Annotated in this window: 26 protein-coding genes; 13 read left to right on the top strand and 13 right to left on the bottom strand. The window is 66.0% G+C overall.

Annotated elements, in window-relative coordinates; genetic code table 11:
• Window positions 1-2: 2 nt before the first annotated feature.
• From trxA to ATI53_RS03195, 7 genes are all read right to left on the bottom strand, one after another.
• Window positions 3-917 carry a thioredoxin gene (trxA, locus tag ATI53_RS03225; protein WP_111549715.1) on the bottom strand — a complete coding sequence of 305 codons (915 nt, stop codon included), beginning with the start codon at window positions 915-917 and terminating at the stop codon, window positions 3-5.
• Between the two features lie 24 nt (window positions 918-941).
• A complete protein-coding gene (locus tag ATI53_RS03220) occupies window positions 942-1,670 on the bottom strand; it encodes an endonuclease/exonuclease/phosphatase family protein (protein WP_009506971.1) in 729 nt (242 codons plus the stop codon).
• A gap of 8 nt (window positions 1,671-1,678) precedes the next feature.
• The gene (gene cls, locus ATI53_RS03215) at window positions 1,679-3,097 is read right to left on the bottom strand and encodes a cardiolipin synthase (protein ID WP_009506972.1); all 1,419 of its coding nucleotides are present in this window, start codon (window positions 3,095-3,097) and stop codon (window positions 1,679-1,681) included.
• A gap of 145 nt (window positions 3,098-3,242) precedes the next feature.
• Entirely contained in the window at window positions 3,243-4,031 is a 789-nt protein-coding gene (locus ATI53_RS03210) for an exodeoxyribonuclease III (RefSeq protein ID WP_009506973.1), read from the bottom strand.
• Between the two features lie 56 nt (window positions 4,032-4,087).
• Window positions 4,088-4,990, bottom strand: a complete 903-nt coding sequence (locus ATI53_RS03205) for an EamA family transporter (protein WP_009506974.1) — start codon at window positions 4,988-4,990, stop codon at window positions 4,088-4,090.
• A 331-nt stretch (window positions 4,991-5,321) separates the two neighbouring features.
• Window positions 5,322-5,996 (bottom strand): anti-sigma factor, encoded by a 675-nt coding sequence (locus ATI53_RS03200; RefSeq protein WP_111549714.1) that lies wholly within the window; start codon window positions 5,994-5,996, stop codon window positions 5,322-5,324.
• Window positions 5,996-6,550 (bottom strand): sigma-70 family RNA polymerase sigma factor, encoded by a 555-nt coding sequence (locus ATI53_RS03195; protein ID WP_111549713.1) that lies wholly within the window; start codon window positions 6,548-6,550, stop codon window positions 5,996-5,998. The genes ATI53_RS03200 and ATI53_RS03195 overlap by 1 nt, the downstream gene beginning before the upstream one ends.
• Before the next feature lie 136 nt (window positions 6,551-6,686).
• Between ATI53_RS03195 and ATI53_RS03190 the strand changes: the two genes are divergently transcribed.
• The 5 genes from ATI53_RS03190 to ATI53_RS03170 are packed head-to-tail and all read left to right on the top strand — an operon-like array spanning window position 6,687 to window position 11,366.
• On the top strand, window positions 6,687-7,958 hold the full coding sequence (locus ATI53_RS03190; protein WP_111549712.1) for an NAD(P)/FAD-dependent oxidoreductase: 1,272 nt from the start codon (window positions 6,687-6,689) through the stop codon (window positions 7,956-7,958).
• Entirely contained in the window at window positions 7,955-8,743 is a 789-nt protein-coding gene (locus ATI53_RS03185) for a DUF1365 domain-containing protein (protein WP_111549711.1), read from the top strand. The genes ATI53_RS03190 and ATI53_RS03185 overlap by 4 nt, the downstream gene beginning before the upstream one ends.
• Window positions 8,736-9,908 carry an SAM-dependent methyltransferase gene (locus ATI53_RS03180; protein WP_111549710.1) on the top strand — a complete coding sequence of 391 codons (1,173 nt, stop codon included), beginning with the start codon at window positions 8,736-8,738 and terminating at the stop codon, window positions 9,906-9,908. The genes ATI53_RS03185 and ATI53_RS03180 overlap by 8 nt, the downstream gene beginning before the upstream one ends.
• The gene (locus ATI53_RS03175) at window positions 9,901-10,644 is read left to right on the top strand and encodes an SDR family NAD(P)-dependent oxidoreductase (RefSeq protein WP_009506980.1); all 744 of its coding nucleotides are present in this window, start codon (window positions 9,901-9,903) and stop codon (window positions 10,642-10,644) included. The genes ATI53_RS03180 and ATI53_RS03175 overlap by 8 nt, the downstream gene beginning before the upstream one ends.
• Window positions 10,641-11,366 carry a TspO-related membrane protein gene (locus ATI53_RS03170; protein ID WP_111549709.1) on the top strand — a complete coding sequence of 242 codons (726 nt, stop codon included), beginning with the start codon at window positions 10,641-10,643 and terminating at the stop codon, window positions 11,364-11,366. Before ATI53_RS03175 ends, ATI53_RS03170 begins: the two co-directional genes overlap by 4 nt.
• Here ATI53_RS03170 and ATI53_RS03165 read toward each other — a convergent pair.
• The gene (locus tag ATI53_RS03165; RefSeq protein ID WP_009506982.1) at window positions 11,357-11,758 is read right to left on the bottom strand and encodes a DUF2177 family protein; all 402 of its coding nucleotides are present in this window, start codon (window positions 11,756-11,758) and stop codon (window positions 11,357-11,359) included. The genes ATI53_RS03170 and ATI53_RS03165 overlap by 10 nt on opposite strands.
• Before the next feature lie 596 nt (window positions 11,759-12,354).
• Window positions 12,355-13,563, bottom strand: a complete 1,209-nt coding sequence (locus ATI53_RS03160; protein WP_111549708.1) for an ATP-grasp domain-containing protein — start codon at window positions 13,561-13,563, stop codon at window positions 12,355-12,357.
• A gap of 458 nt (window positions 13,564-14,021) precedes the next feature.
• Between ATI53_RS03160 and ATI53_RS03155 the strand changes: the two genes are divergently transcribed.
• Together ATI53_RS03155 and ATI53_RS03150 are read left to right on the top strand one after the other, a co-directional pair.
• A complete protein-coding gene (locus ATI53_RS03155; RefSeq protein ID WP_111549707.1) occupies window positions 14,022-14,213 on the top strand; it encodes a hypothetical protein in 192 nt (63 codons plus the stop codon).
• Between the two features lie 119 nt (window positions 14,214-14,332).
• Window positions 14,333-15,085 carry a transglutaminase-like domain-containing protein gene (locus ATI53_RS03150; RefSeq protein WP_009506985.1) on the top strand — a complete coding sequence of 251 codons (753 nt, stop codon included), beginning with the start codon at window positions 14,333-14,335 and terminating at the stop codon, window positions 15,083-15,085.
• Between the two features lie 57 nt (window positions 15,086-15,142).
• Here ATI53_RS03150 and ATI53_RS03145 read toward each other — a convergent pair whose 3' ends face one another.
• The gene (locus tag ATI53_RS03145) at window positions 15,143-16,105 is read right to left on the bottom strand and encodes an acetyl-CoA carboxylase carboxyltransferase subunit alpha (protein WP_111549706.1); all 963 of its coding nucleotides are present in this window, start codon (window positions 16,103-16,105) and stop codon (window positions 15,143-15,145) included.
• A 63-nt stretch (window positions 16,106-16,168) separates the two neighbouring features.
• The gene (locus ATI53_RS03140) at window positions 16,169-16,765 is read right to left on the bottom strand and encodes a LysE family translocator (protein ID WP_009506987.1); all 597 of its coding nucleotides are present in this window, start codon (window positions 16,763-16,765) and stop codon (window positions 16,169-16,171) included.
• Window positions 16,766-16,838: 73 nt separating this feature from the next.
• Between ATI53_RS03140 and ATI53_RS03135 the strand changes: the two genes are divergently transcribed.
• The gene (locus ATI53_RS03135) at window positions 16,839-17,291 is read left to right on the top strand and encodes an Lrp/AsnC family transcriptional regulator (protein WP_034453594.1); all 453 of its coding nucleotides are present in this window, start codon (window positions 16,839-16,841) and stop codon (window positions 17,289-17,291) included.
• Between the two features lie 80 nt (window positions 17,292-17,371).
• Here the strand turns inward: ATI53_RS03135 and ATI53_RS03130 are convergent, their stop codons facing one another.
• Entirely contained in the window at window positions 17,372-17,911 is a 540-nt protein-coding gene (locus ATI53_RS03130; protein ID WP_009506989.1) for a pseudouridine synthase, read from the bottom strand.
• Window positions 17,905-18,360: a nucleoside deaminase gene (locus ATI53_RS03125; RefSeq protein WP_034453595.1), complete on the bottom strand. Its 456-nt coding sequence runs from the start codon at window positions 18,358-18,360 to the stop codon at window positions 17,905-17,907. The genes ATI53_RS03130 and ATI53_RS03125 overlap by 7 nt, the downstream gene beginning before the upstream one ends.
• A gap of 379 nt (window positions 18,361-18,739) precedes the next feature.
• Between ATI53_RS03125 and ATI53_RS03120 the strand changes: the two genes are divergently transcribed.
• The 5 genes from ATI53_RS03120 to ATI53_RS03100 all read left to right on the top strand — a co-directional run bounded on the left by ATI53_RS03120 (window position 18,740) and on the right by ATI53_RS03100 (window position 23,135).
• A complete protein-coding gene (locus ATI53_RS03120) occupies window positions 18,740-19,513 on the top strand; it encodes a pseudouridine synthase (protein ID WP_051989544.1) in 774 nt (257 codons plus the stop codon).
• A 105-nt stretch (window positions 19,514-19,618) separates the two neighbouring features.
• Window positions 19,619-19,819, top strand: a complete 201-nt coding sequence (locus ATI53_RS03115) for a hypothetical protein (protein ID WP_034453626.1) — start codon at window positions 19,619-19,621, stop codon at window positions 19,817-19,819.
• Between the two features lie 47 nt (window positions 19,820-19,866).
• A complete protein-coding gene (locus tag ATI53_RS03110) occupies window positions 19,867-20,808 on the top strand; it encodes a hypothetical protein (protein WP_111549705.1) in 942 nt (313 codons plus the stop codon).
• 193 nt (window positions 20,809-21,001) lie between these two features.
• Window positions 21,002-21,892 carry a 5-bromo-4-chloroindolyl phosphate hydrolysis family protein gene (locus ATI53_RS03105; RefSeq protein ID WP_009506994.1) on the top strand — a complete coding sequence of 297 codons (891 nt, stop codon included), beginning with the start codon at window positions 21,002-21,004 and terminating at the stop codon, window positions 21,890-21,892.
• Between the two features lie 40 nt (window positions 21,893-21,932).
• A complete protein-coding gene (locus ATI53_RS03100) occupies window positions 21,933-23,135 on the top strand; it encodes a toxic anion resistance protein (protein ID WP_009506995.1) in 1,203 nt (400 codons plus the stop codon).
• The last annotated feature ends 1 nt before the right edge of the window (window position 23,136 follow it).

The following is a 23,136-nucleotide window of genomic DNA, read 5'->3' as shown; positions in this document are numbered from 1 at the left end:
CGTCAGGCAAATATCAACGAGCTGAGTTTCCGACGCCCGTTCAGCACCACCGGATCGTTGGGCTTGAGCGCGTCGAAAATGGTGAAAAGCTGCGTCTTGGCGGCGCCGTCGTTCCATTCGCGATCGCGGCGGAAAATGTCGAGCAACTGATCGACCGCGCCCTGCGCGTCGCCATGGGCATAAAGCGCCTGCGCCAGGTCGAACCGGGCCGACAGATTCGCGGGATCGGCATCGACGGCAGCGCTCAGCTCGGCCACGGGACCGGCATTGGCGGCCTGTTTGGCCAGCTCCAGCGCGGCGTGGGCGGCATCGAGTTCGGGGGCGGTGCTGATGTCGGCGGGGGCGCCGTTCAGGATCGCCTCGGCCTGGTCCAGATCGTCCAGCGCGATATAGGCGCGCACGAAACCGCCGTACGCACGGGCATTGGCCGGGTCTTCTTCTAGGATGGCGGCAAAGGTCTGCGCGGAATCGGAGGCGGCGCCCTGATCCAGCATTTCCTCGGCGGCCTCGATGGCGGCGTCCAGCCCGCCCGAGGCATCCCCGCCCGCAGCGGCGATCACCTTGTCGACAAAAGCCTTCAGCTCGGACGCGGGCAACGCGCCCTGAAAGGCATCAATCGGCTGACCCTTGTAGAACGCATAGACAGTCGGGATCGACTGGACGCGCAGCTGGCTTGCGATCATCTGGCTTTCATCGACGTTGACCTTGGCCATGACCACCGCGCCGCGTGCCTCGGTCACGACCTGTTCCAGCGCCGGGCCCAGTGTCTTGCACGGGCCGCACCAGGGGGCCCAGAAATCGACGATGACAGGGACCTCTTGCGAGCGGTCCACCACTTCGGCCATGAAATCGGCTTCGGTCACGTCCTTGATGAGGTCTTTTGCAGGCGCCGGCGCCTGTCCACCCAGTTCGAGCATGTCATATCCCTCGGCTGCTTGCGGTCATATCGGATTGACAGATGGCGCATGCGGAGGCGGGTTGCAAGAGCGGTGCTCGGTCGCGACCCGTTCCAGATCGGCCCAGATCGGCAGGTGATCCGACGCCGTGCGCGCCAGCGGCCCGGTATCGACCCCCATCGCGGTGATGTCCAGCCCCGTACCGTGCGCGATGCCGTCCAGCGCCGCGACCGGGCGGCGCGCGTGATAGCTGCGTCCCGGAAGGCACAGGTTGAAATGCCCCTCCCACGGCTCATAGCCGCGCACGTCCGACCATTCGTTGAAATCCCCGGCGATCAGCGCCAGCGCCTCGCGCCCCCTGAGGTGCTCGCGGATCTTTGTCATCTGCAACAGCCTGTAGCGCCGCATGAGTCCCAGATGCGCGCCCACGAACGTCAGCCCGTCGACCTCGACCAGCACGGCGCCGCGCGGTTCAAGGCCGGGCAGGGGCAGGCGTTCGGTGCGCGGGCAGGCCAGCCCCTTTCGCACCAGCACCGCGTTGCCGTGCCAGCCCAGGCTGACATCGTTGATGGCCACATCCGCGACCTTGTAATCGGTTTCCTGCGAAATCAGAAACCGCGGCAGGGCGGTGGGCCGCGGGCCAAGCCGCAGGTCGGCCTCTTGCAGCAGCACCACATCCGCCCCGATCCCGTTCAGCACCGACAGCACCCGCGCCGGATCGCGCCGCCGGTCGGTTCCCAGTGCCTTGCGAATGTTGTAGCTTGCGATCTTCATGCGCTCTCCTACAGGACAGGGGCCAGCAGACGCGCCGCCCGCGCGCCGACGCGCAGCCACAACGGCTGGTCGTCAAGCGATGTGACAAGATTCGTGGCGCTGGCGAAATCCTTGTCCAGCATGGCCGCGACACGCTGGCAGAACCCGTCATCGAACACCGTCACCATGGTTTCGAAATTCAGCCGGAACGAGCGGTTGTCCAGGTTTGCCGTCCCGACACCCGCAAGTGCGTTATCCACCAGAATGACCTTCTGATGCATGAACCCCGCCTGAAACCGCCAGATCGCCACCCCGGCAAGGCGCAGCTCGTCGAAATAGGAAAAGGCCGCCAGCCAGGTCGACCAGTGATCGCGCCCCTCGGGCAGCAGGATACGCACGTCGCAGCCTCGAAGTGCCGCCGATTTCAGCGCGGCAAGCACTTCGCCGTCGGGCACCAGATAGGGGGTCGCGATCCACACCCGGCGTCGGGCCTGCGCGATGGCGGTGACGTAGTACAGCGACCCTGTGTCCAGCTCGTCCACCGGACCCATCGGCACGACGACCGCATCGGCGCCGCCCTCTTCGGGGTCGGGCATCCAGTTCAGCCGGGTTCCCAGCGCCTCGTCCGTCGCCCAGTGCCAGTCTTCGACATAGGACAGCTGCAACTGCGCCACGGCGGGGCCTTGCAGATGCAGATGCGTGTCGCGCCACGGCCCGGATTTGGCGTTCAGGCCGCGATAGGTGTCGGACATGTTCAGCCCGCCGGTAAAACCTTCGACGCCGTCAACGATCACCGTCTTGCGGTGGTTGCGAAAGTTGAGCTGAAACCGCGAGGTCGGCCCGCGCGCGCCGCGCGGATCCACCACCACGACGCCCGCCTTTCGCAGCCGGTCGATGTAGCGGTGGTCAAGCCCGTAGCTGCCCACCCCGTCATAGATCAGCCGGACATCGACATCGCGCGCCGCGGCAGCGATCAGCCTGTCGGCAAGCGCATCGCCGGTGCTGTCCGCGACAATCGTGTAATACTGCACAAGCACATAGCTTTGGGCGCGGTCGATGGCGGCATGAATGGCGCCAAAGGTTTCGTCGCCGTCCACCAGCAGGCGCAGGCTGTTGCATCCGGTCACCGGCATCTCTGCCAGCCGCGCAAAGGCGGCATGTTCGGGCAACGCTTCCCTGGGTTCCACCTTGCGCGCGTAGCCGCCGAATTTCTTCATGACCTGATGGCTGATGCGGCGGCGTTTCTTGTAGCCGTGCAGCTTGTGATGACCAAAGAACAGATAGGCCGGCAGGGCGAACCATGGCGCCGCGAGCAGAAAGGTCACCCAGGCGACCGACCCCTGCGGGGTGCGCGCATTGGCAAGCACCCGCCAGATGGCGACGGCGACCCCGAGCGGCAGCAGGATGGCGATGGCCACGGACCACAGGATGCGCAGGTCAGGGAGCATGGAGGGCTTTCGTTGGGGCCGGGATCAACGAAGTCAGCGGGCTGCGGGTTCCGACCGCGCCATGGATGCGCCGCATCCGCACGATCGGGGCGCGCGTCAATACCACGCCCCGCCCTGTCTGGCAGAGCCCGCGCGCCCGCGCAAGCTACAGATCGAAGGTCGCAAAGACCGGTGCGTGATCCGACGGTTTTTCCCATCCGCGCGCCGCGCGCAGAACCCGGCTGCCGTGCGCGGCGGATGAAATGTCGGGCGTGGCCCAGACGTGATCCAGGCGGCGGCCCTTGTCGGCGGCATCCCAGTCGCGGGCGCGATAGGACCACCAGCTGTAAAGCTGCCCCTCGGGGATGTCCTGCCGGGTGATGTCGACCCAGGCGCCGGCGGATTGGGTCTCGGCCAGCGCCTCGACCTCGATCGGGGTGTGGGAAACCACCTTGAGCAGCGCCTTGTGGGACCACACGTCGTCTTCACGCGGGGCGATATTCAGATCGCCCACCAGGATCGCCTTGCGCGGCGGCTCGGCCCGGAACCAGTCGCGCATGTCCGACAGGTAATCCAGCTTTTGCCCGAATTTCTCGTTCACGGCGCGGTCGGGCACATCGCCCCCGGCGGGAACGTAGAAGTTATGAATCGTAACGCCGTTTTCCAGTTCCGCCGCGACGTGGCGGGCATGGCCGAGCGTGGCGAAATCCTGATCGCCCATGTCCCGGATGGGCTGTTTCGACAGGATGGCAACGCCGTTGTATCCCTTTTGCCCGCGGGCGACGATGTGGGTATAGCCAAGCGCGCGGAATGCCTCCAGCGGGATCTTGTCGACCGGGCTTTTGCATTCCTGAAGGCACAGGACGTCAGGCGACTCCTGTTCCAGAAGCTGGCACACCAGCGGCTCGCGCAGGCGGACCGAGTTGATGTTCCAGGTGGCAAGGGTGAAGGGCATTGCGGTCTCCTGCTGGTTGCGGGGTCATCGCATCCGCGGGGGCGGTGTGCAAGTTGTCAGAGCACCAGAACCAGTACCAGGATCGACAGCGCCAGAAAGCCGATGCCGGTCAGTTCGCGACGCGTGATCCGTTCGCGAAAGAACAACACCGAAGCGGCGAGCGAAAAGATCAGCTCGACCTGCCCCAGCGCCTGCACATAGGCGGCGGTTTGCAGCGTGAAGGCGGTGAACCACGACAAGCTGCCCAGCATCGAGGTCAGCCCAAGCCAGACCGCGACCCGGCGCGCGGACCATACGGCCGCGATCTGTCTCGGCTCGCGCAGGCGCAGCCACAGGGCCATGGCGATGACCTGGCTGACGACGACGCAGGTATAGGTCACGGCGGCGCGCATCACCGGGTCGTCGGCGGCGATCTGCAACGATGCGCCCCGGTAGCCCACTGCCGAAACCGCAAAGAACAGTCCCGAGGCCAGCCCCAGCGCCACCGCCCGGCCGGCGATGCGGCGCAGGAACGATCCCGTCAGGCCCGGCGTGTCGGACAGCAGCAGCACGCCCATCAGACCGATCAGGATGGCGCCCCAGCCAGGCGGCGTGATCGTCTCGCCGAGCAAGACCAGGCCCAGAATCGCGGTCTGGACGACTTCGGTCTTCTTGAAGGTGATGCCGACTGCGAAATTGCGTTGCCGGAACAGCGCGACGACGCAGATGGTGGCAAGGATCTGCCCCAGCGCGCCGACCAGCGCATAGGCCCAGAAGGTGGCATTCAGCGCGGGCCAGTGCTGTCCAGTGGCCAGCATCCAGGTTGCGGTGAACGCAAGCGCGGGCGGCATGGCATAGGCGAATCGCGCAAAGGTCGACCCGGTCGAGGTCAGCGTGCCCATGCTGAGCACCTTGTGCAGCATGAAGCGCAAGGTCTGGAACAAGGCAGCGGCGAGGGTGACGGCGATCCACAAATCCATCGGTCGAGCTTTGACCCCGGTTGCCGCGAATGACCAGAGGCCTCGGGCATCGCCCGGTCAAAAGCGCGGATGTTCTGCGCCGCCCCGGACAAAAAGAGCCGACGCCGAGTGGGGATACCAGGCGCCGGCATTTGTTTCAAAATTCAAAGCTATCGGCGCCCACTCACTAGCGCCAGGAAATTACTGACAAAAATACCAGTGTTGCGGGGAAAGGCGCTATGACGGGACATCTTTGCATCGTCCACTGCAACGATGGAAAGGATGGCACAGGACAGGCCCCAGAAACATTCGTGTGATTGCCTGCGTAAAATTGCCTACGGGCGCGGGTGCGTCAGATCCGGCGCAAAAGGGCGGTCGCGACCACCGGCCCGGTGGCCTGTCCGCCGGGGGCGCCGCCCGCGGGTTCTTCGGTGATCGCAAGGGTGGCACCGACCATCTCGGCGCGCAGATCCTCGGGGATGGCCATGGCGGCAGAACCCGTGTGCGGCATCACCCCGAGCGACACCGGAGCGCCGCCCCCCGCGATCATCCACAGTTCGAAATCGCGGTCCGGCGCGGGCGCGTCGCCGCCGACCGAGACGCGCATCTCGCCCCGTGCCGCATCGTACAGCGCCGCCAGCCGCACGCTGCCGTCGTCGGATACGAGATCCGAGATCCACAGCGGCCCCTGCGCCCGTTGCATCGGCTCGCCCAGCCAGAGCACCGCCGCCAGCAGCGCGGTCGACAGCCCCGATGCGATGCCCAGCCATGCCCAGGCGGATCGCGGGCGCGGATCGTCAGGTGGGGCAAACAGCCGGGTTTCCAGCGCGGCCCAGCCATGGGCGGGGGGCGTTTGCGGGGCGACCCGATCCAGAAGCGGGTCAAGCCGGGCTTCCCACGCGGCGACTTCGGCGGCAAAGGCGGGGTCTGTCGCGATACGGTTTTGTGCGTCGCGGCGTTCGGACCGATCGAGCGCGCCCAGAACGTATTCGGCCGCAAGGGCGCTGTCGTCGTCGGACACCGGCATCACGACGCTGGCCCGAGGCAGTCGCGCAATTGCAAGAGGCCCCGCCGGAGCCAGGTGCGCAGCGTGTTCAGCGGAACCTGATAGCGTTCGGACAGGTCCAGATAGCTTTCGCCCTCGACATAGGCAAGGCGGATCGCCTCGGCCCGTTCGGGCGCAAGACGGCCCATGCAATCGTCGATGCGCCGCCCGTCGTCGCTGTTGATCGCCAGCGCTTCGGGGCCGGAAGACGGATCGGCGAAGCCATGAGCGATGTCGAGATCCGTATGGGGCGAGCGGATCTGGCGCAGCCGGTCGATGGCGTGGTTGCGCGCCACGGCGTTCAGCCAGGCGGACGGTCGCGACACGCCGGATGCGAACCGGTCTGCCCGGTGCCAGATCTTGACGAACACCTCCTGAAGGGCGTCTTCGGCCTCGCGCCGGTCGCGCAGCAGGCGCAGACAGATGGCGAACAGTTTCGGCGCGGTGGCATCGTAAAGCGCCCTGAACGCCGCCCGGTCGCGCAGGGCGATCCGGGCCAGCAGATTCGACAGGTCTTCGGTGGGGATTTCGGGCACGGGTCGGCGCTCTCTGCCTGTCGGTTTGCGTCGCGATTGCGAAAAAGCTGAAACTTTATCCGCGCGGCTCTCGTCTCTTTCATCATGACATTGGCAGAGCGAGGCAAGGGTGACAACCAAGCGTATCAGGACGGCCGTGATCGGAAGCGGTATTTCGGGGCTGGCGAGCGCCTGGCTGCTGGCGCCGCATCAGGATGTGACCGTGTTCGAGGCCGCGTCCATGCCCGGCGGTCATGCCCGCACGCGGCAGGTGGATGGCGTGGCCGTGGACACCGGGTTCATCGTCTGCAACCGGCGTACCTATCCGCTGTTCATTCCGCTGCTGGAGCATCTCGGGGTCGATCTTGCGCCCAGCGACATGAGCTTTGCGGCCAGTTTCGATGATGGCGCGCTGGAATACGGCACCACCGGCCCGCTGGACATGTTCGCCCAGAAGCGGCGACTGCTGGATCTGTCGCATTGGCGGATGATCCGCGACACGCTGCGGTTCTTCCGACAGGCGACATCCCAGGTGCGCGACGGCGAAAGCATCGGGGATATGCTGTCGCGCCTCGGGCTGGGCGCGGATTTCCGCGATCGGTTCCTGATGCCGATCTCGGGGGCGATCTGGTCGATGCCGACGCGCGACATGCTGGATTTTCCCGCCACGGCCTTTGTGCGGTTCTTCGAAAACCACGGGCTTCTGACGGTTGACGATCAGCCCGAGTGGATGACGGTGCGCGGCGGTTCGGCGCGCTATGTGGCGGCGCTTCTGGACGCCACGCGGGCCGAGGTGAAGCTGAACAGCCCGGTGCTTGCCGTGAAACGCGGTCTGGACGGCATCGTCGTGACCAGCGGCGCGGGGGATGATTGCTTTGACCGCGTCGTGCTGGCCACCCATGCGCCCCAGGCGCTGGCCCTGCTGCGCGACGCGGACGCCGAAGAGAGCGGCATCCTGTCGGCCTTTCGCGCCGAACCCAACCGGATGGTGCTGCATTCGGATGTCTCGTTCCTGCCGCGCACCCGGTCGATCTGGTCATCGTGGAACTATGTCACCCGGCACGATCAGATGCTGAAGGAAGCGCCGATCAGCCTGAGCTACTGGATGAACCGGCTGCAACCGCTGGGCACCGACAGGCCGCTGATCGTGACGCTCAACCCCGAACACGAGCCGGATCAGATCCATGACGAGGCGACCCTGCACCACCCGCAGTTCGACGCGGCCGCCGTTCGCGCCCAGTCCCGGCTGGGAAGCATTCAGGGGCGCGGGGGTGTGTATTTCGCCGGAGCCTGGACACGCTATGGCTTTCACGAAGACGGCGTGCTGTCGGCCCTGCGCGTGGCGCAGGCCATGGGCATCGACTGGCCGCTTGGTGCCGACCCTTGGGCCAGTGAACGCATGGACCCGTTTCGCGAGGCCGCCGAATGACCAGTCTGTGGCACGGGGCGCTGATCGACGCGCATGTCTGGCACGCCCGGTCGGGTCGCGTCGGACGGCAGTTTCGCTATGACGCGTGCTACCTTGCGCTGCCTCTGAACGGGTTCGAAGAAGGCCACCTGCCGATCACGCCGGACGGCGCGGGCATCTGGTCCGTGCGGCTGCGCGATCACGGCGCCCGCGACGGCAGCGCCCCCAGCGCCTTTCTGCGCAAGGTGCTGGCGCCGCTGGGGCTGGCGCATTGCGAGGGCACGCTGGTCACCATGCCGCGCAGCCCGTTCTACGGGTTCAACCCGGTCAGCTTCTGGCTGGCGCGCGATGGGTCCGGCCTGCGCGCGGTGTTGGCCGAGGTGTCCAGCACCTTTGGCGAACATCATTTTTACCTCTGCCACCATCCCGACAACCGCCCCATCGACCGCTCCGACCGGATCTCCGGGCGCAAGGTCTTTCACGTCTCGCCCTTTCTGCCGCGCGACGGACATTATGTGTTTCGCTTCGATTCCGGTCCGGGCCGGTTCGGCGCCTGGGTCGACTGGGTTGGCGCGGACGGGCAGACTGGGCTTCAGACCTCTCTGGCGGGGCCGGCCCGGCGTCTGACACCGCGCGTGTTGTCGCGGGCCGCGCAAAAACACCCGTTTCAGGCGCAAAAGATCATGGCACTGATCCATTGGCAGGCCGCGAAACTTGCCCTGCGCGGCGCGAAGTTTAGATCCAGACCCAGGCAGATGGACCAAAGGAGTTCCGAGGCCACCGACAGGGTAGAACGCGATGTTTGAACGCAAGATGGAACGCAAGCTTCTGGGCTGCATGGACCGTATCAGCCACGGCCGGATCACGCTGACGTTGCCAGACGGCAAGACGCATGTTTTTGAGGGCGCCCAGCCCGGCCCCGACGCCGACATGACCGTCACCGACTGGCGCGCCGTGGTGGCGACGGCCGCCAGGGGCGACATCGGCCTGACCGAAGCCTACCGCGACGGGTGGTGCGACAGCAGCGACCTGGCCGCGTTCCTCGCCTTCGGGTTGCGCAACGAAGAAGCCGTCGAGCCGTTTCTCTACGGTCATCCGGTCCAGGCGCTGATGATCCGGGCGCTTTACATGGTCAACGCCAACACCCGCCGGGGATCGCGCCGCAACATCCAGGCGCATTACGATCTGGGCAATGCATTCTACCAGCTGTGGCTGGACGATACGATGACCTATTCCTCGGCGCTTTACGCCCCCGAGGATGCCATGGCGGCAGACCCGCTGGTGTCGGCGCAGCAACGCAAATACGACCGTATTCTGGATGGGCTGGGCGCTGGGTCGGGCCGGGTTCTGGAAATCGGCTGCGGTTGGGGCGGTTTCGCCGAGCGGGCGCTGGACCGCGGAGATTTCGCGCCAAAGGGGCTGACGCTCAGCCACGAACAGGCCGCATTCGCCCGCACCCGTCTGGGGCAGGGGGCCGAGATCGCCTTGCAGGATTATCGCGATGAACAGGGCCGCTATGACAGCGTCGTGTCGATCGAGATGTTCGAAGCGGTGGGCGAGCGCTACTGGCCGACCTATTTCGGAAAGCTGCGCGAGGTGCTGTCGGACAAGGGGCGCGCGATGATCCAGACCATCACCGTGGGCGAGCCGCATTTCGATCGCTACCGTCAGGGGGGCGACATGATCCGCAGCTTCATCTTTCCCGGCGGCATGCTGCCGACGCATACCGCATTTGGCGCGCAGGCCAACCGCGCCGGGCTTCGGGTCGAGGACGCGCATCGCTTTGGTCAGGACTACGCCGAAACGCTGCGCGTCTGGCTGACCCGGTTCGAATCGCGCCTGAGCGACGTGCGCGCGCTGGGCTTTGACGAAAGCTTCATCCGGGTCTGGCGGTTCTATCTTGCCGCCTGCATCGCCGCCTTCGATGTCGGCCGCACGGATGTATATCAGTACCGGCTTGCCCATGTCTGACGGGACGCCGGGCGAACGGATCTGGATCGTCGGCGCATCGACCGGCATCGGCGCCGACCTGGCCCGCGCCTATGCCAGGCGCGGCGCGAGGCTTGTGCTCTCGGCGCGTTCGGAACAGCCGCTGATCGAATTGGCGGCGGAAATCGGCGGGGCCGAGGTGATCGCGGTCGATACCGCCGATCGGGCCAGTCTTGACGCCGCAAGCGAGCAGATCGCTGCCGGTGGCCCGCTGGACCGGGCCATCAGCCTTGCCGCGCTTTACGATCCGGGCAAGGTGCTGGACATCGACCCCGACACGGCGGCGCACCTCGTCACGGTGAACCTGACCGGCAGCTTCCTGTTCGCGCGCGCCGCCGCGCCGCTGTTGCGCGACGGCGGACAGCTCGTGTTGACAGGATCCGTGGCGGGGTATGTCGGCCTGCCTCAGGGGCAGATGTATTCCGCATCCAAGGCAGGCGTCATCAACCTGTGCGAGACGTTGCGTAACGAACTGGCGCCGCGCATCCGCGTGCGCATGATAAGCCCCGGCTTTGTCGACACGCGCCTGACCGAAAAGAACGATTTCAGGATGCCCGGCCTGATGCAGCCGGCCGACGCCGCGGCGCGTATCGTCAAGGGGCTGGACGGCACGCGGTTCGAGGTGCATTTTCCCCGCCGGCTGACCCTGGTGCTGAAGCTGTTGCGCAAACTGCCCTACGCTCTGTCGCTGCCGCTGCTGAAACGCCTGGCGGCATGACCGGTTGGCGCGCGCCCCTGACGCTGGTGCTGTGCACCAGTTTCGCGGCCTCGCCCCTCCTTACCGGAGGTTTTGCCGGGTTCGTTCCGACGCAGTTTCCGCTGGTTCAATCGCGCTGGCCGGTGCTGCCGGTGGGCTGGGCGTTTTCCATCTGGGGGCCGGTGTTCGCGTTGCTGGTCGCAAGCGCCATCCGGGGGGTGTTGCGCCCCGCGGATGACCCGCTCTGGCAGCCGATGCGCCTGCCATTGATGCTAAGCGCCGGTATCGGTACGCCGTGGATCGCCGTTGCAGGGCTGCAACCGCTGATGGCCGCGGTGATGATCGTCTTCATGGCCGCCGCCGCCATCGAGGCGCTGTTGCGCGCGCCACGCCAGCCTGCCGCGCTGTGGCCGGTGGGGCTGTACGCGGGATGGGTGACCTCGGTCGCCTGCATCGCTGTGGCTGTGGTGCTTGGCGGTTACGGCGTGATCAACACGCAAGGCGCGGCCCTGCTGCTTCTGACGTTTCTGGCGGGACTCGCGGGGGCGGTGCTGTGGTACCGCCCCCGGGCGACGGCGTTCGGTCTGGGGGTCGGGTGGGCCTATGCCGGGGTGCTGATCGCCAATCTGGACATCGCCAACGTCCCCGTCATCGCGCTGTGCGCCGCGGCGCTTTTGATGCTGGCGGCGGTGCCCCTGCTGCGTCCCCGAACGCGCCCCCGCCTGCCCCCGCCTCAGCCATGAATCCAGCGCGTCACCATCAGCCCGGCCCAGGCCGAGCCACCCGTCAGCGCCGCCCCCCAGAGGCTGTCGACGATGACCTGGTTCCACGACCAGCCGCGCAGAGTGGCAAGGTTGGTGAATTCATAGGTGCCATAGCACATCAACCCCAGCAACGCGCCGCCCAACAGCGCCTGCACCGGCTTGTTTTCGGCCATGGCGGGCACCGAGACGAACCACAACAGTCCGACGACATAGAACAGATAGAATGCCGCCGCAGGCCCGAGCCTCAGCGGGTCGGCCATCATGTCGCCGACGTGGCGCTGAAAGATCGGTTTGATGATCGTGCTGATGCCCACCATATCGATCACCAGAAAAATGACGATCGTGGCGGCATAAAGAGTGAAAAGCTGCATGGGATGTCTCCGCTGTTTGCTCAAGAGACGATCCCGGCGCGCCCAAAGTTGCACCCCCGCCGGGATTTTTCCAAGACACCGTGACTATCAGGTCCAGGATTCCGAGCTGGGGAGGTATCGGGTCCGCCACCGTCTGCGCCTTGCACGCCGACGGTGGCGCACCGCATCCGGCGGGCCGCGACGCCGCGCGGCTGGCGGAACTGGGGGCGGAACTGGGGGTCGAACTTGGGGGCCGGCGCCCCGGTCGCCGACGTCACGGCAGACGATTTCGCCCGCGTTCCTTCTGTCGGGCAAGGCATCGTGGATCACCGGGCAGATGATCAGAGCCGACGCCGGGCGCGGCCGGAACGCATCAGGGGGCTGAGCCCATGACGACGCGTCTCACGACCTTTGGGACCGGGCGTGCAGGCGCAGTATAGCCGGTCATGACGGCCGGCCCGCGCCCTTTGCGCCCGGACGGCTGGCCCCGTGCCGTGGTGCGCAGCCGATCGTCGCGTCGACCGCGCGGGCACTGAACGGTCAAGTGGGCAGACCGGGTCGTTTCGGCGGGTCGGGCCGGCGTTGCTCGCGCTGCGGAGAATGCCGGCCCGTCGTCGTCAGCTGGGTTTGCAGGCCCGCCTCAGCATGTCTTCGAAAGCGGAAAAAACCCGCTGCATGTGTTTTCCCTTGTAGGGAAACGTGGTCTTGCATTCCAGGTCGTGCACGATGAGCGAATTGTCCGCCTCGAACACGACGAGATTGCCATGCCTGTCCTCGGCACAGTCGATGCCGAAGTAATCCATCCCGATGCTGTCGGCGATGGCATCCAGACCGGCGGCGTGTCGCCGTGCGAAATCATGGTCGAACGCATCGAGAAAGGCGGATTCCTCGGCCCGTTTTTCGGCGGACTCTTCCATGCGGGCGTTGGTGTACCAGACGTCCCAGCGTTCGGCGATTGCCAGGTGGCAAGGGTAGGGAACCCCGTCGATGAACGCGATTCTGCATTTGCGGAACCGGCCATCATGGGGGGACGCGTAGTCGATGAACTGACCCAGATGGAATTCTGCGTCGTCCTGCCGCGCCAGATACGACGCCATGTCATCGGCGTTGTCGAGCTTTTCAAGGCCGCGCCCGGCGTGCGATCCGACCGGGCGGATGACGACAGGGTAGTCGCCAAGCGGCTGCAAGGGTGTACCGTGCCACGGTCGCGGGCCGAGCTGCGTCAGCGTCGGGCGATCGCATGATACCGCCGCGGGCAGCCTAAGCCCGTCCATCCGGGGCAGCTGATGTTGCAATGACAGCCTGCTGATGTCGACCGATGGGTCATGAAGGTTCAGCACTTTGGTGCCCGAGCCCGCCAGCGCCCGCCGGATGGTCTGCGAGAACCGCAGCGCGTCTTCGGCATCGGCCGGGGCGGCGCAAAAGGCCACGTCATGATCGGGCAGCGCGGCCGTCGCCCCGCCCGCGGAGTCGTGGTTGAGATAGCAGGTAACGATCTCGAATTCGTCACTGGTGACAAGAAACTCGATGGGCGTGTTGCTGCCGATGTCGACAGGCAGGGCGAAGACAAGCAGCGTCTTTACCCCTGTACGGCCGCGATCCGTGCGAAACAGCGTGCAGGTTTCAAACGCGCGTGCCTGCCAGGCCAGACCTCTTTCAAGGTCTCCGTACAGCTGATCTATGACCGACAGATCCATCAGCGCGGCGGCGTGGTCTTCGCCTTCGATGCATTTGCGCAACAACTGGCATCGCAGCGGGTTCAAATCCACGCCTTGCAGCGCGAGGTTCGTCAACTGGGCCACGCCCACTCTGTTTTGCGGTTCCATTCTGGCTCCCTTGTGAATGGTCAAGGGATGCCATATCGTCATTAAGGATCCGTTGTGCTTAATGCGCGGGATACCATGATGCCAAACCACGCGCCTGCGAAGCGACCACTGGTCTTTCTTTGACGTGCGGACTCGCTATTGACGGCAAATGGGCGCATAGATGGGGCTGGTCACGGCAGCCATCCGCGCAATCGTCTGCGCAGTTCACCGAAAGGGGCCTGCCGCGCGCACGCTCGTTTTTCCAGTCCACCGCCCGTAGCGACCCGCCGGGTGACCGGAATGGCGCCAGCCAAGATACCGGACCGGAAAACAGGACCAGAAGAAAAGGCCAGAAGACAGGGCCAGACCTCGGCCACGTCACCCGGTCCGACCCGGGCTCCCGACCGCTGCGGGGACTTTCGTTTGCAAAGCCCATGCGTGACCCCGACCGCATGGCGACCACCAACAGGAGACGAAAGATGAAAACCCCCGACACCCCCGACACCCCCACAGATGCCGCCAAGGCCCCCGTTCGAGAGAGCAAGCTGAAACCGACGGGGTCGTCCCGTGAACCCGGCGCCAAGCGGTCGATCTTTGACGATTCCTATGGGCCGGTCGGCGCCGAGACGCGCAAGCCGTGGTCCCGCCACACCCGCAAGGACAAGGACTGATTGCCGACCAACCGGCCCGCCGCATCCCATTCCCCGACCCGAGGTATTTCGTGACGCCCCCTGACATCAGGCTGAGACTCGGCTGCCGGTTCCGCCTGGAACTGCCCCAACCGACCCCCATGATCGCGTTGCTCAACGTGCATTTTTCGCAAATCAGCGATCTGGAAAAGCCCGACCATGTGGTAACGGCGCCCGGCGTGCCGCTGACAGCCTATCGCGATGGGTTCGGCAACTGGTGCACGCGCTTCGTCGCGCCCGCCGGAGACCTGACGCTGTCCACCGACGCGATCATCCGCGTCAGCGGCGCGGTCGATGCGCATCCGGGCGAGGCGCCGCAGGTGCCGGTGGAATACCTGCCCGACAACACGCTGGTGTACCTGCTGGGCAGCCGCTATTGCGAAACCGACCTGCTGTCCGACATCGCCTGGTCGTTGTTCGGCTCCGTGCCGTCGGGGGCCGCGCGGGTGCAGGCGATCTGCGACTATGTGCACAACCACATCCGGTTCGACTATCTCAAGGCGGATGCGACGCGCGGGGCCGCAGGCGCCCATGCCGCGGGCGAAGGCGTTTGCCGCGATTTCGCCCATCTGGCCATCGCGCTGTGCCGCTGCATGAATATTCCGGCGCGGTACTGCACCGGCTATCTGGGCGATGTCGGAACGACGCCGCCCTATCCGCCGGGGGATTTCGCGGCCTGGATGGAGGTTTGGCTGGGGCACCGCTGGTGGACGTTTGACGCACGCAACAATACCCCCCGGATCGGGCGCGTGCTGGTCGCGCAGGGGCGCGATGCGGCGGATGTGCCCTTGCTGCATTCCTTCGGAGCGAATGAGCTCAGGGAGTTCGTGGTCTGGACGGACGAGATTCGCTGACCCGCGAGCCGGGCTGACATCGGGGTCGGAACCGGGCCAAAAACAGGGCCGGGCGGGTTACGCCGCGAGCCCCTTTTCCCCGATGGTCAGAAACTTGTCACGCCGCGCCTTGACCAGCGCCCTGGGCTTCAGGTCGTCCATCTCGGTCAGCATCGCGGTGATCGCCTTGCCCACCGCCTCGATGGTGGTGGCGCGGTCGCGGTGCGCGCCGCCCAGCGGTTCCGGGATCACCCGGTCCGTCACGCCCAGCTTGAGCAGATCCTGCGCCGTCAGACGCAGCGATTCGGCGGCTTCGCGCATCTTGTCGGAATCCTTCCACAGGATCGACGCGCAGCCCTCGGGCGAGATCACCGAATAGACCGAATGTTCCAGCATGGCGAGCCGGTTGGCCGTGGCGAAGGCAACAGCGCCACCCGATCCGCCCTCGCCGATGATGACCGACACCAAAGGCACGCCGATCTGCAGACATTTCTCGGTCGAACGGGCAATCGCCTCGGACTGGCCGCGCTCTTCGGCACCTTTGCCGGGGTAGGCGCCGGGCGTGTCCACCAGCGTGATCACCGGCAGGCCAAAGCGGTCCGCCATGTCCATCAGGCGGATCGCCTTGCGATACCCCTCGGGGCGCGCCATTCCGAAGTTGCGCGCGATGCGGGTCTGGGTGTTGTTGCCCTTTTCGTGGCCGATCACCATGACAGGGCGGTCGTTGAACCGCGCCAGCCCGCCCATCACCGCGTGATCGTCGGAAAACCCGCGATCCCCGGCAAGGGGGGTGTATTCGGTGAACAGCGCCTCGATGTAATCCTTGCAATGGGGCCGGTCGGGGTGCCGCGCCACCTGGCATTTGCGCCAGGGCGACAGCTTTTTGTACAGATCCTTGAGCAGATCCCGTGCCTTGCGATCCAGCGCGGCGGCCTCATCCTCGATATGCATCTCTTCGTTGGCGCGCGCCATGTTGCGCAGCTCTTGCGCCTTGCCTTCGATTTCGGCGAGCGGTTTTTCGAAGTCGAGATATTGCGTCATGCCGTGGGAACCCCTGTTTCGCGCGGCCTATATGGCGTCTGGCAGGGCGGGATGCAACACGGCTCAGGCGACAAGCGCGGGGATGAGCGACGCCACAAGAAGCACGGCCATGGTCCAGTTGAACACGCGCAAGCGCCGCGGGTTGGACAGAAAGCGGCGCAACTGCCGCCCCAGCACCGCCCATGTGGTGGTCGACACGATCCCCGAAAGCACATAGGCCGCGACAATCCACAGGATGGCAGGCAGCTCCCTGCTGGCGGCATATAACGCGATGGACGCAAGCGCCATCGACCACGCCTTGGGGTTGACCCACTGGAACGCGGCGGCCTGCAAAAAGGTCAGCGGGCGCCCGGCGGACTCCGTGCTCCGCGCAGGCGGCGCGGCATGGGCGATCTTCCAGGCGAGCCACAGCATATAGACGCCGGACACCACCAGCAGCACGTCCCCCAGCAGCGGAAAGTGGTCAAAGACCCGGCTGACGCCGACACCGACCAGCAAAACCATCCCCGGAAAGCCCAGCGCGACCCCGGCCATGTGGGGCAGGCTGCGCCGCACGCCGTAGTTGGCTCCCGACGCCAGCAGCATCAGGTTGTTTGGCCCCGGCGTGATGACGGTGACAAATGTAAAGGCGGCAAGGCCAACAAGAAGATCAGGTGTCATGGCGCAATTAATGCCTCGGATTTTTCGAATGAACCTTGCGAAATGCGCCTGGATTTGTGCTATTACACAATTTATGAGCGCCTTGGATGAAACAGACAGCAGGATATTGCGCACCCTTCAGCGGGAGGGGCGCATCAGCAATCTTGCCCTGGCCGATCGGGTGGGCCTGTCCCCCTCGGCCTGTCTGCGCCGCATGGCGAATCTTGAGAAATCGGGCGTGATCCGGGGCTATCGCGCGGTGCTGTCGCCGGAAAAGACCGGCGTGGGCTTTGTCGCCTATGTGACGGTGGGTCTGTCGGCCCATACCAAAACCGCGCAAGAGGCGTTTGAACGTGCCATCGCCCGCGCGCCCGAAGTGCGCGAGTGTCACAACATCACCGGCAACGTGGAATACCTGCTGCGGATCGAAGCGGCGGATCTTGCCGCCTACAAGCACTTTCACACCGAAGTGCTCGGCACGCTGCCCCAGGTGAACGCCATCACATCCTATGTGGTGATGGGCTCGCCCAAGGACGACCGGGCCTAGGCGCGTCGCCCCCATTCATCTCGCCAGGCAAACTCCCGCCGGAGGCAGGCCGGCCCGTGCCACCCGGCGCCGGTGTCGGATCAGAGCGCGCGCCACCGCCCCGGCGCCAGCCCGTCCAGCGTCCAGTCGCCGATCGACCAGCGCACCAGCCGCAGGCAGGGCAGCCCGATATGGGCCGTCATGCGCCGCACCTGCCGATTGCGCCCCTCGGTGAGGGTGATCTCGATCCAGCAATCGGGCACGGATTTGCGAAACCGCACCGGGGGCACGCGCGCCCACAGATCGGGGGTCGGGATGCGCCGCAGCGTGGCGGGGCGCGTCGGCCCGTCCCTGAGGGTGACGCCCTCGCGCAGCGGCTTTAGATCCGCCTCCGTCGGGTCACCCTCGACCTGCACGAGATAGGTCTTGGGTTTGCGGAATTTCGGATGGGCGATGCGGGCCTGAAGCCGCCCGTCGTCGGTCAGCAGCAACAGCCCCTCGCTGTCCCGGTCCAGCCGCCCGGCAGGATAGACCCCCGGCAGAGTCACATGATCCGACAGCGTGGGGCGCGGGCTGCCCGCGTTGCCCTTGTCGGTGAACTGCGACAGCACGCCGAAAGGTTTGTTCAGCAGAATCAGCATGTCCGTCTGTCCCTGAAGAAATCACGCAACAGCGCCTCGGCGGGTGCGGCGCCGATGCCGTCGTACACGTCTGGGACGTGATGGCATTGCGGATGGCTGAAAACGCGCGGCCCCTGCGCGATACCGCCCGATTTGGGATCTGCCGCGCCGTAGCAAAGCCGCGCGATCCTGGCGAAAGAGATGGCCGCGGCGCACATCGGGCAGGGTTCGAGCGTCACATACAGCGCGTGTCCGGGCAACCGTTCGGACCCGGCAGCGGCACAGGCGGTGCGCAGCGCAAGGATTTCGGCGTGGGCGGTGGGGTCGCTCAGCTCGCGGGTGCGGTTCCCCGCGGCGGCGATGATCGCCCCGCCGGGCGAGACGACCACGGCCCCCACCGGCACCTCGCCGCGGGCGGCGGCGGCGCGGGCCTGTTCAAGGGCCGCGTCCATATGGCTGCGAAAAGTCATGCCCTTTCGCATATCCGAGCGCGCCGCGCTTGGCGAGACGCTTCCCAGCGCGGGGCGCTTGATGTATGGGGCGATCATGACACCCAAGCCCCCTCGCAGCGGCCGCTCCGGCCCGCCCTCGGCCCGCGTCGGAAGCGGCCGCAACTTCGGCCCGAAGACTGGCCCGAAGACTGGCCCCAAATCCGGTCCCAAATCCGGCCTGAAACCGGCTGCCAGCCCAGGAGGCAAGCCAGGGTTCAAGTCCGGCCAGAAGCCCGGTCACACCGGCGCAAAGGCAGGTGCCAGACCGGCCTTCAAGCCCGGCGCAAAGGCGGGCCCCAAAACCGCACCCCGGCCCGGCGTACAACCCGCTTCACAGCCCGGCAGCGATGCGCCCGCCGTGCCCGAGCGCATCGCCAAGGTGCTCGCGAGGGCCGGGATCGCCAGCCGCCGCGACGCCGAAAAGATGATCGAAGACGGGCGCGTCACCGTGAACGGGATCAAGATCGAGCGCGCAGCCCTGAACGTGCTGCCGAGCGATGACATCACCGTCGACGGCAAGCCCGTGGCAGACCCGGAAGACGCCCGCCTGTGGCTGTATTACAAGCCCGTCGGCCTTGTGACGACCACCCGCGACGAACAGGGGCGCGAGACGATCTTTGACAGGCTTCCCGAAGATCTGCCCCGCGTGGTGACCGTCGGGCGGCTTGACCTCAATTCCGAGGGGCTGTTGCTGCTGACCAACGACGGCGGCATCAAGCGGCGGCTCGAACTGCCCTCGACCGGCTGGCTGCGCCGCTATCGCGTGCGCGTCAACGGCCGGCCCACCGACGACACCTTCGCCCCGCTGCGCGCCGGAATCACCGTGGACGGGCAGTCGTTCCAGCCCATGCAGGTGGTGATCGACCGCCAGCAGGGCGCGAATGCCTGGCTGACCGTCGGCCTGCGCGAGGGCAAGAACCGCGAAATCCGCCGCGCCATGACCGACATCGGCCTGACGGTGAACCGGCTGATCCGCGTGTCCTACGGGCCATTCCAGCTGGGGCAGTTGAAAGCAGGCGAGGTGCAGGAAATCCGCGGCAAGGTTCTGCGCGACCAGCTTGGGCTGGAAGGCGCCAGGCCCGACCGTCCGACCCCGACGCGCCGCCGCAAGCCGCCCGCGAAAGCGCCGTGACGCTGAGCCGTAGATCTTAACGGTTTGGTAACCTTGATGAAGATTTCGCGGAATTTCCCGGGCGGCGCCGCTTTTTCGCCCGGATTCGACCTCAGCATCGGTTGCATGATGACGACGATCCTGGCCTTTGCGATTCTGACCGCCACCACGGCGCTTGTCCTGGGGAGCCTGCGAACGGTTGCCCGTGATACCTATGTCGCGCTGAATGGCGCGGCAAATCGCATGCGCCACACCGGCAAGCCCGCCGCGACACTGTGCTTTGCGGCGCTGTGGGTGATGATCTTCGCGTTGAGCTATTTCTTGTGACCCGCCTGTGACCTGTCTGTGTCGCGGCAAGTAAGGGAAACCTGGGCATGACGAAGACCCCGGCGAACAAGTCGAGCAAGGGTATGACCACCGGCCTTGCGACAGACATGGCGTGGGATGTGGCCAAAGGTATGTCCAGGGCACGGATGGCGCCCAACGACGACTCGTTGGGCCCGCTGGATTCCGCGCTGGGCGTTCTGTTCCTTGCCTCCTTTCCGGTCTTTCTGCTGCTGTTTCAGGGCAGGGGAGTCGCCGTCTTTACCGCGATCCTGCTTCTGGCGCTGTTCCTCGTGGCGCTTCGGCTGATCCATCGCGGTCAGCAGATCTGCAACGCCTATGATCGGGCCGGGTCCGCGCGCGCCCCGAAGGTGCCGCGCAAGGCTGTGGGGGCGGCGTTGATCGGGCTGATGGTGGCGCTGCTGGCAGGGCACCATTTCGATGCGCTGTATGCGCCGGCGTTGCTGGGCCTGCTGGCCACCGCGCTGGGGATCGCCGCCTTCGGTATGGACCCGCGCAAGGACAAGGGAGAGCCGGGGGCGCTGCGCGCGACGGACGATCCGGTCGATCTGCACCGGCTTCAGCCCAGCACCTCCGAGACGCTGATGCGGATTGATGCCAAATTCGAAGAGCTGGCCACCGAAATTGCCAACCTTGGGGATGCCGAGGTCACCCGCCGTTTCGAGGCGCTGCACATGGGCGTCATGGGGCTTATCCGGGCGCTTGGCGAGGACGGTGCCGGAATGCGCCGCCTGCGCAAGCCCGTCACCACCCTTGTCGAGATGATCCGGCGCGAGAACGCCTCGTTGCAGGTCGCGTGGAGCACCGGGGACCGGTTTCGGGCGCGGCGCCGGTATCTGGCCCATCTGACCGCCATCGGCGAGGCGTTCGAGGTCTGCGCGCGCAAATCCGGCGCGAAAACCGGCCGCGATGCGTTCGAATTGCAGGCCGACGTGCTGTGGAACCGGATGCCGCGCGACCGGGTGGCCTGACCTGCGGTTCTGCGGATGCGAAACGGCCGGGTATTCCCCCCTAGCAACTTGCCCGGATTGTGCCTAGGTTTGCCGTGTACAGCGGCAAGACAGGAGGCCATATGTCCGGCAGCGCCCTGCAAAAAGCGGCCTATGTGCTGCTGATCGTCCTGCTATTCGGGGTGACTTCGGGCTGGCTCGGGGGGCTCTGACCATGGCGAAACGCTACGGGGGCGCCTTTAGCCCCGATGCGCCCGAACCCACCGCCAACGATCCGATTCGCCCCGGTCATTACAAGGGGGCGCGGGTCGATCCGGTGGGCGCGCGGTCCAACGTGCTGTTCGCGCCGCCGATCGTGCTGGCGGCGACGTCGCTGAACGACGGTGCCATCGGGCTGGCCGCCGGGCTGGCCGGGGCGGGCATACTGCTGCTGGGGGCCTGGCTGCTGCGCGACGGGCTGCGCGCGCACGCCGCGTTCGATGAGCGCCGTGTGGCACGCAAGCCCGCGATCCCGCGCAAGATTCTGGCGGCGGTGGCCACCGGCATCGGCGTCACGGTGGCGGCGCTGCGCGGCGACGGCAACCTGCTGGCGGCCCCGCTTTACGGGGTCTGCGCGACCGCGCTGCACCTTGCCGCCTTCGGGATCGACCCGATGAAAAGCAAGGGCATGGAAGGCGTCGATGCATTCCAGCAGGACCGCGTGGCCCGCGTCGTGGACGAGGCCGAAACCTATCTGACCGAAATGGAAGACGCGGTGGGTCGCGCCGGGGATCGCGAGGTCGAGGCGCGGGTGGAACGGTTCCACCTGAAGGTGTCGCAACTGATCCGCACCGTCGAAGAAGATCCGCGCGACCTGACGGCGGCGCGCAAATATCTCGGGGTCTACCTGATGGGCGCGCGCGACGCGGCCGTTAAATTCGCCGATCTTTACTGCCGCGCGCAGGATCGGGGCGCGCGGAGCGATTTCATGACGCTGCTGACCGATCTTGAAGACAGCTTCGGGAAGAAGAACGAAAAGCTCCTGCTGGACAGCAACGCCGATCTGACGGTCGAAATCGACGTTTTGCGGGAACGCTTGCAACGGGACGGTCTGCGCCCGCGTTAGGCGTGAAGGCCCCACAGAGATACAGTCGGGAGAAAAACGGATGTCCGAGAACGTAAGGGCCAGCGCTGCGCAGTCGGTGGCGATGGTCGATGAGGTGACCGCAGTCATCCTGCCGGAACCCGGCGATGCGCAGGCCGTGGTGCCGCTGGCCGACGCCAGCCCCGAAGCGGGCGAGGAAATCCGGTCGCGGATGGCCGAGATCGACATGGACGACACCAATTCCATCGTCTCCTTCGGGTCGCACGCGCAGGCCGAGCTTCAGGAAATCTCGAAGGCGATGCTGGATGGCGTGCGCAACAAGGATGTCGGCCCGGCGGGGGATTCCCTGCGCGACATGGTGACCTCGATCCGGGGCTTTTCGGTCAACGAACTGGACGTGCGGCGCAAGCGAAGCTGGTGGGAAAAGCTGCTGGGCAAGGCCGCGCCCTTCGCCAGGTTCACCGCGCGCTACGAAGAGGTGCAGAGCCAGATCGACCGTATCACCGACAATCTGCTGAAGCACGAACATGTGCTGCTCAAGGACATCAGGTCGCTCGACATGCTGTATGACAAGACGCTGTCGTTTTACGACGAACTGGCGCTGTATATCGCGGCGGGCGAGGCCAAGCTGGCCGAACTGGATGCCGTCGACATTCCCGCAAAGGACGCCGAGGTGCATGCCGCGCCGGAAAACGACCAGGTCATGAAGGCGCAGGAACTGCGCGATCTGCGCGCCGCCCGCGACGATCTGGAACGTCGGGTGCACGATCTGAAACTGACGCGGCAGGTGACAATGCAGTCGCTGCCGTCGATCCGGCTGGTTCAGGAAAACGACAAGTCGCTGGTGACCAAGATCAACTCGACCCTGGTGAACACGGTGCCGCTGTGGGAAACCCAACTGGCCCAGGCTGTCACCGTTCAGCGCAGCTCGGAAGCGGCTGCCGCGGTGCGCGAGGCGAACGACCTGACCAACGATTTGTTGACGTCCAACGCAGCCAATCTGCGCGAAAGCAACACCGCGATCCGCACCGAAATGGAACGCGGCGTGTTCGACATCGAGGCCGTCAAACAGGCCAATGCCGACCTGATCGCCACCATTCAGGAAAGCCTGGCCATCGCGGATGAGGGCAAGGCCCGCCGTGCCAGGGCCGAAGATGACCTGAAAAAGATGGAACACGATCTGCGCGATACGCTCGCCTCGGCCAAGGCGCGGCAGGACGGGGTGGGCGACACTGCGGGCACCGCCGTGCCCGGAGCCGCCTGAC

This window comes from Salipiger aestuarii, assembly GCF_003259905.1.
Classification (GTDB): Bacteria; Pseudomonadota; Alphaproteobacteria; order Rhodobacterales; family Rhodobacteraceae; genus Salipiger; species Salipiger aestuarii.
Note: the sequence above shows the minus strand (reverse complement) of the source record. Positions and strands in the feature narration are given on the sequence as shown.

Excerpts from the sequence above, each read along its gene's own strand:
- trxA (WP_111549715.1), bottom strand. The coding sequence starts at position 917 with ATGCTCGAACTGGGTGGACAGGCGCCGGCGCCTGCAAAAGACCTCATC.
- ATI53_RS03220 (WP_009506971.1), bottom strand. The coding sequence starts at position 1,670 with ATGAAGATCGCAAGCTACAACATTCGCAAGGCACTGGGAACCGACCGG.
- cls (WP_009506972.1), bottom strand. The coding sequence starts at position 3,097 with ATGCTCCCTGACCTGCGCATCCTGTGGTCCGTGGCCATCGCCATCCTG.
- ATI53_RS03210 (WP_009506973.1), bottom strand. The coding sequence starts at position 4,031 with ATGCCCTTCACCCTTGCCACCTGGAACATCAACTCGGTCCGCCTGCGC.
- ATI53_RS03205 (WP_009506974.1), bottom strand. The coding sequence starts at position 4,990 with ATGGATTTGTGGATCGCCGTCACCCTCGCCGCTGCCTTGTTCCAGACC.
- ATI53_RS03200 (WP_111549714.1), bottom strand. The coding sequence starts at position 5,996 with ATGCCGGTGTCCGACGACGACAGCGCCCTTGCGGCCGAATACGTTCTG.
- ATI53_RS03185 (WP_111549711.1), top strand. The coding sequence starts at position 7,955 with ATGACCAGTCTGTGGCACGGGGCGCTGATCGACGCGCATGTCTGGCAC.
- ATI53_RS03180 (WP_111549710.1), top strand. The coding sequence starts at position 8,736 with ATGTTTGAACGCAAGATGGAACGCAAGCTTCTGGGCTGCATGGACCGT.
- ATI53_RS03175 (WP_009506980.1), top strand. The coding sequence starts at position 9,901 with ATGTCTGACGGGACGCCGGGCGAACGGATCTGGATCGTCGGCGCATCG.
- ATI53_RS03170 (WP_111549709.1), top strand. The coding sequence starts at position 10,641 with ATGACCGGTTGGCGCGCGCCCCTGACGCTGGTGCTGTGCACCAGTTTC.
- ATI53_RS03165 (WP_009506982.1), bottom strand. The coding sequence starts at position 11,758 with ATGCAGCTTTTCACTCTTTATGCCGCCACGATCGTCATTTTTCTGGTG.
- ATI53_RS03160 (WP_111549708.1), bottom strand. The coding sequence starts at position 13,563 with ATGGAACCGCAAAACAGAGTGGGCGTGGCCCAGTTGACGAACCTCGCG.
- ATI53_RS03155 (WP_111549707.1), top strand. The coding sequence starts at position 14,022 with ATGAAAACCCCCGACACCCCCGACACCCCCACAGATGCCGCCAAGGCC.
- ATI53_RS03150 (WP_009506985.1), top strand. The coding sequence starts at position 14,333 with ATGATCGCGTTGCTCAACGTGCATTTTTCGCAAATCAGCGATCTGGAA.
- ATI53_RS03145 (WP_111549706.1), bottom strand. The coding sequence starts at position 16,105 with ATGACGCAATATCTCGACTTCGAAAAACCGCTCGCCGAAATCGAAGGC.
- ATI53_RS03140 (WP_009506987.1), bottom strand. The coding sequence starts at position 16,765 with ATGACACCTGATCTTCTTGTTGGCCTTGCCGCCTTTACATTTGTCACC.
- ATI53_RS03135 (WP_034453594.1), top strand. The coding sequence starts at position 16,839 with ATGAGCGCCTTGGATGAAACAGACAGCAGGATATTGCGCACCCTTCAG.
- ATI53_RS03130 (WP_009506989.1), bottom strand. The coding sequence starts at position 17,911 with ATGCTGATTCTGCTGAACAAACCTTTCGGCGTGCTGTCGCAGTTCACC.
- ATI53_RS03125 (WP_034453595.1), bottom strand. The coding sequence starts at position 18,360 with ATGACTTTTCGCAGCCATATGGACGCGGCCCTTGAACAGGCCCGCGCC.
- ATI53_RS03115 (WP_034453626.1), top strand. The coding sequence starts at position 19,619 with ATGATGACGACGATCCTGGCCTTTGCGATTCTGACCGCCACCACGGCG.
- ATI53_RS03110 (WP_111549705.1), top strand. The coding sequence starts at position 19,867 with ATGACGAAGACCCCGGCGAACAAGTCGAGCAAGGGTATGACCACCGGC.
- ATI53_RS03105 (WP_009506994.1), top strand. The coding sequence starts at position 21,002 with ATGGCGAAACGCTACGGGGGCGCCTTTAGCCCCGATGCGCCCGAACCC.
- ATI53_RS03100 (WP_009506995.1), top strand. The coding sequence starts at position 21,933 with ATGTCCGAGAACGTAAGGGCCAGCGCTGCGCAGTCGGTGGCGATGGTC.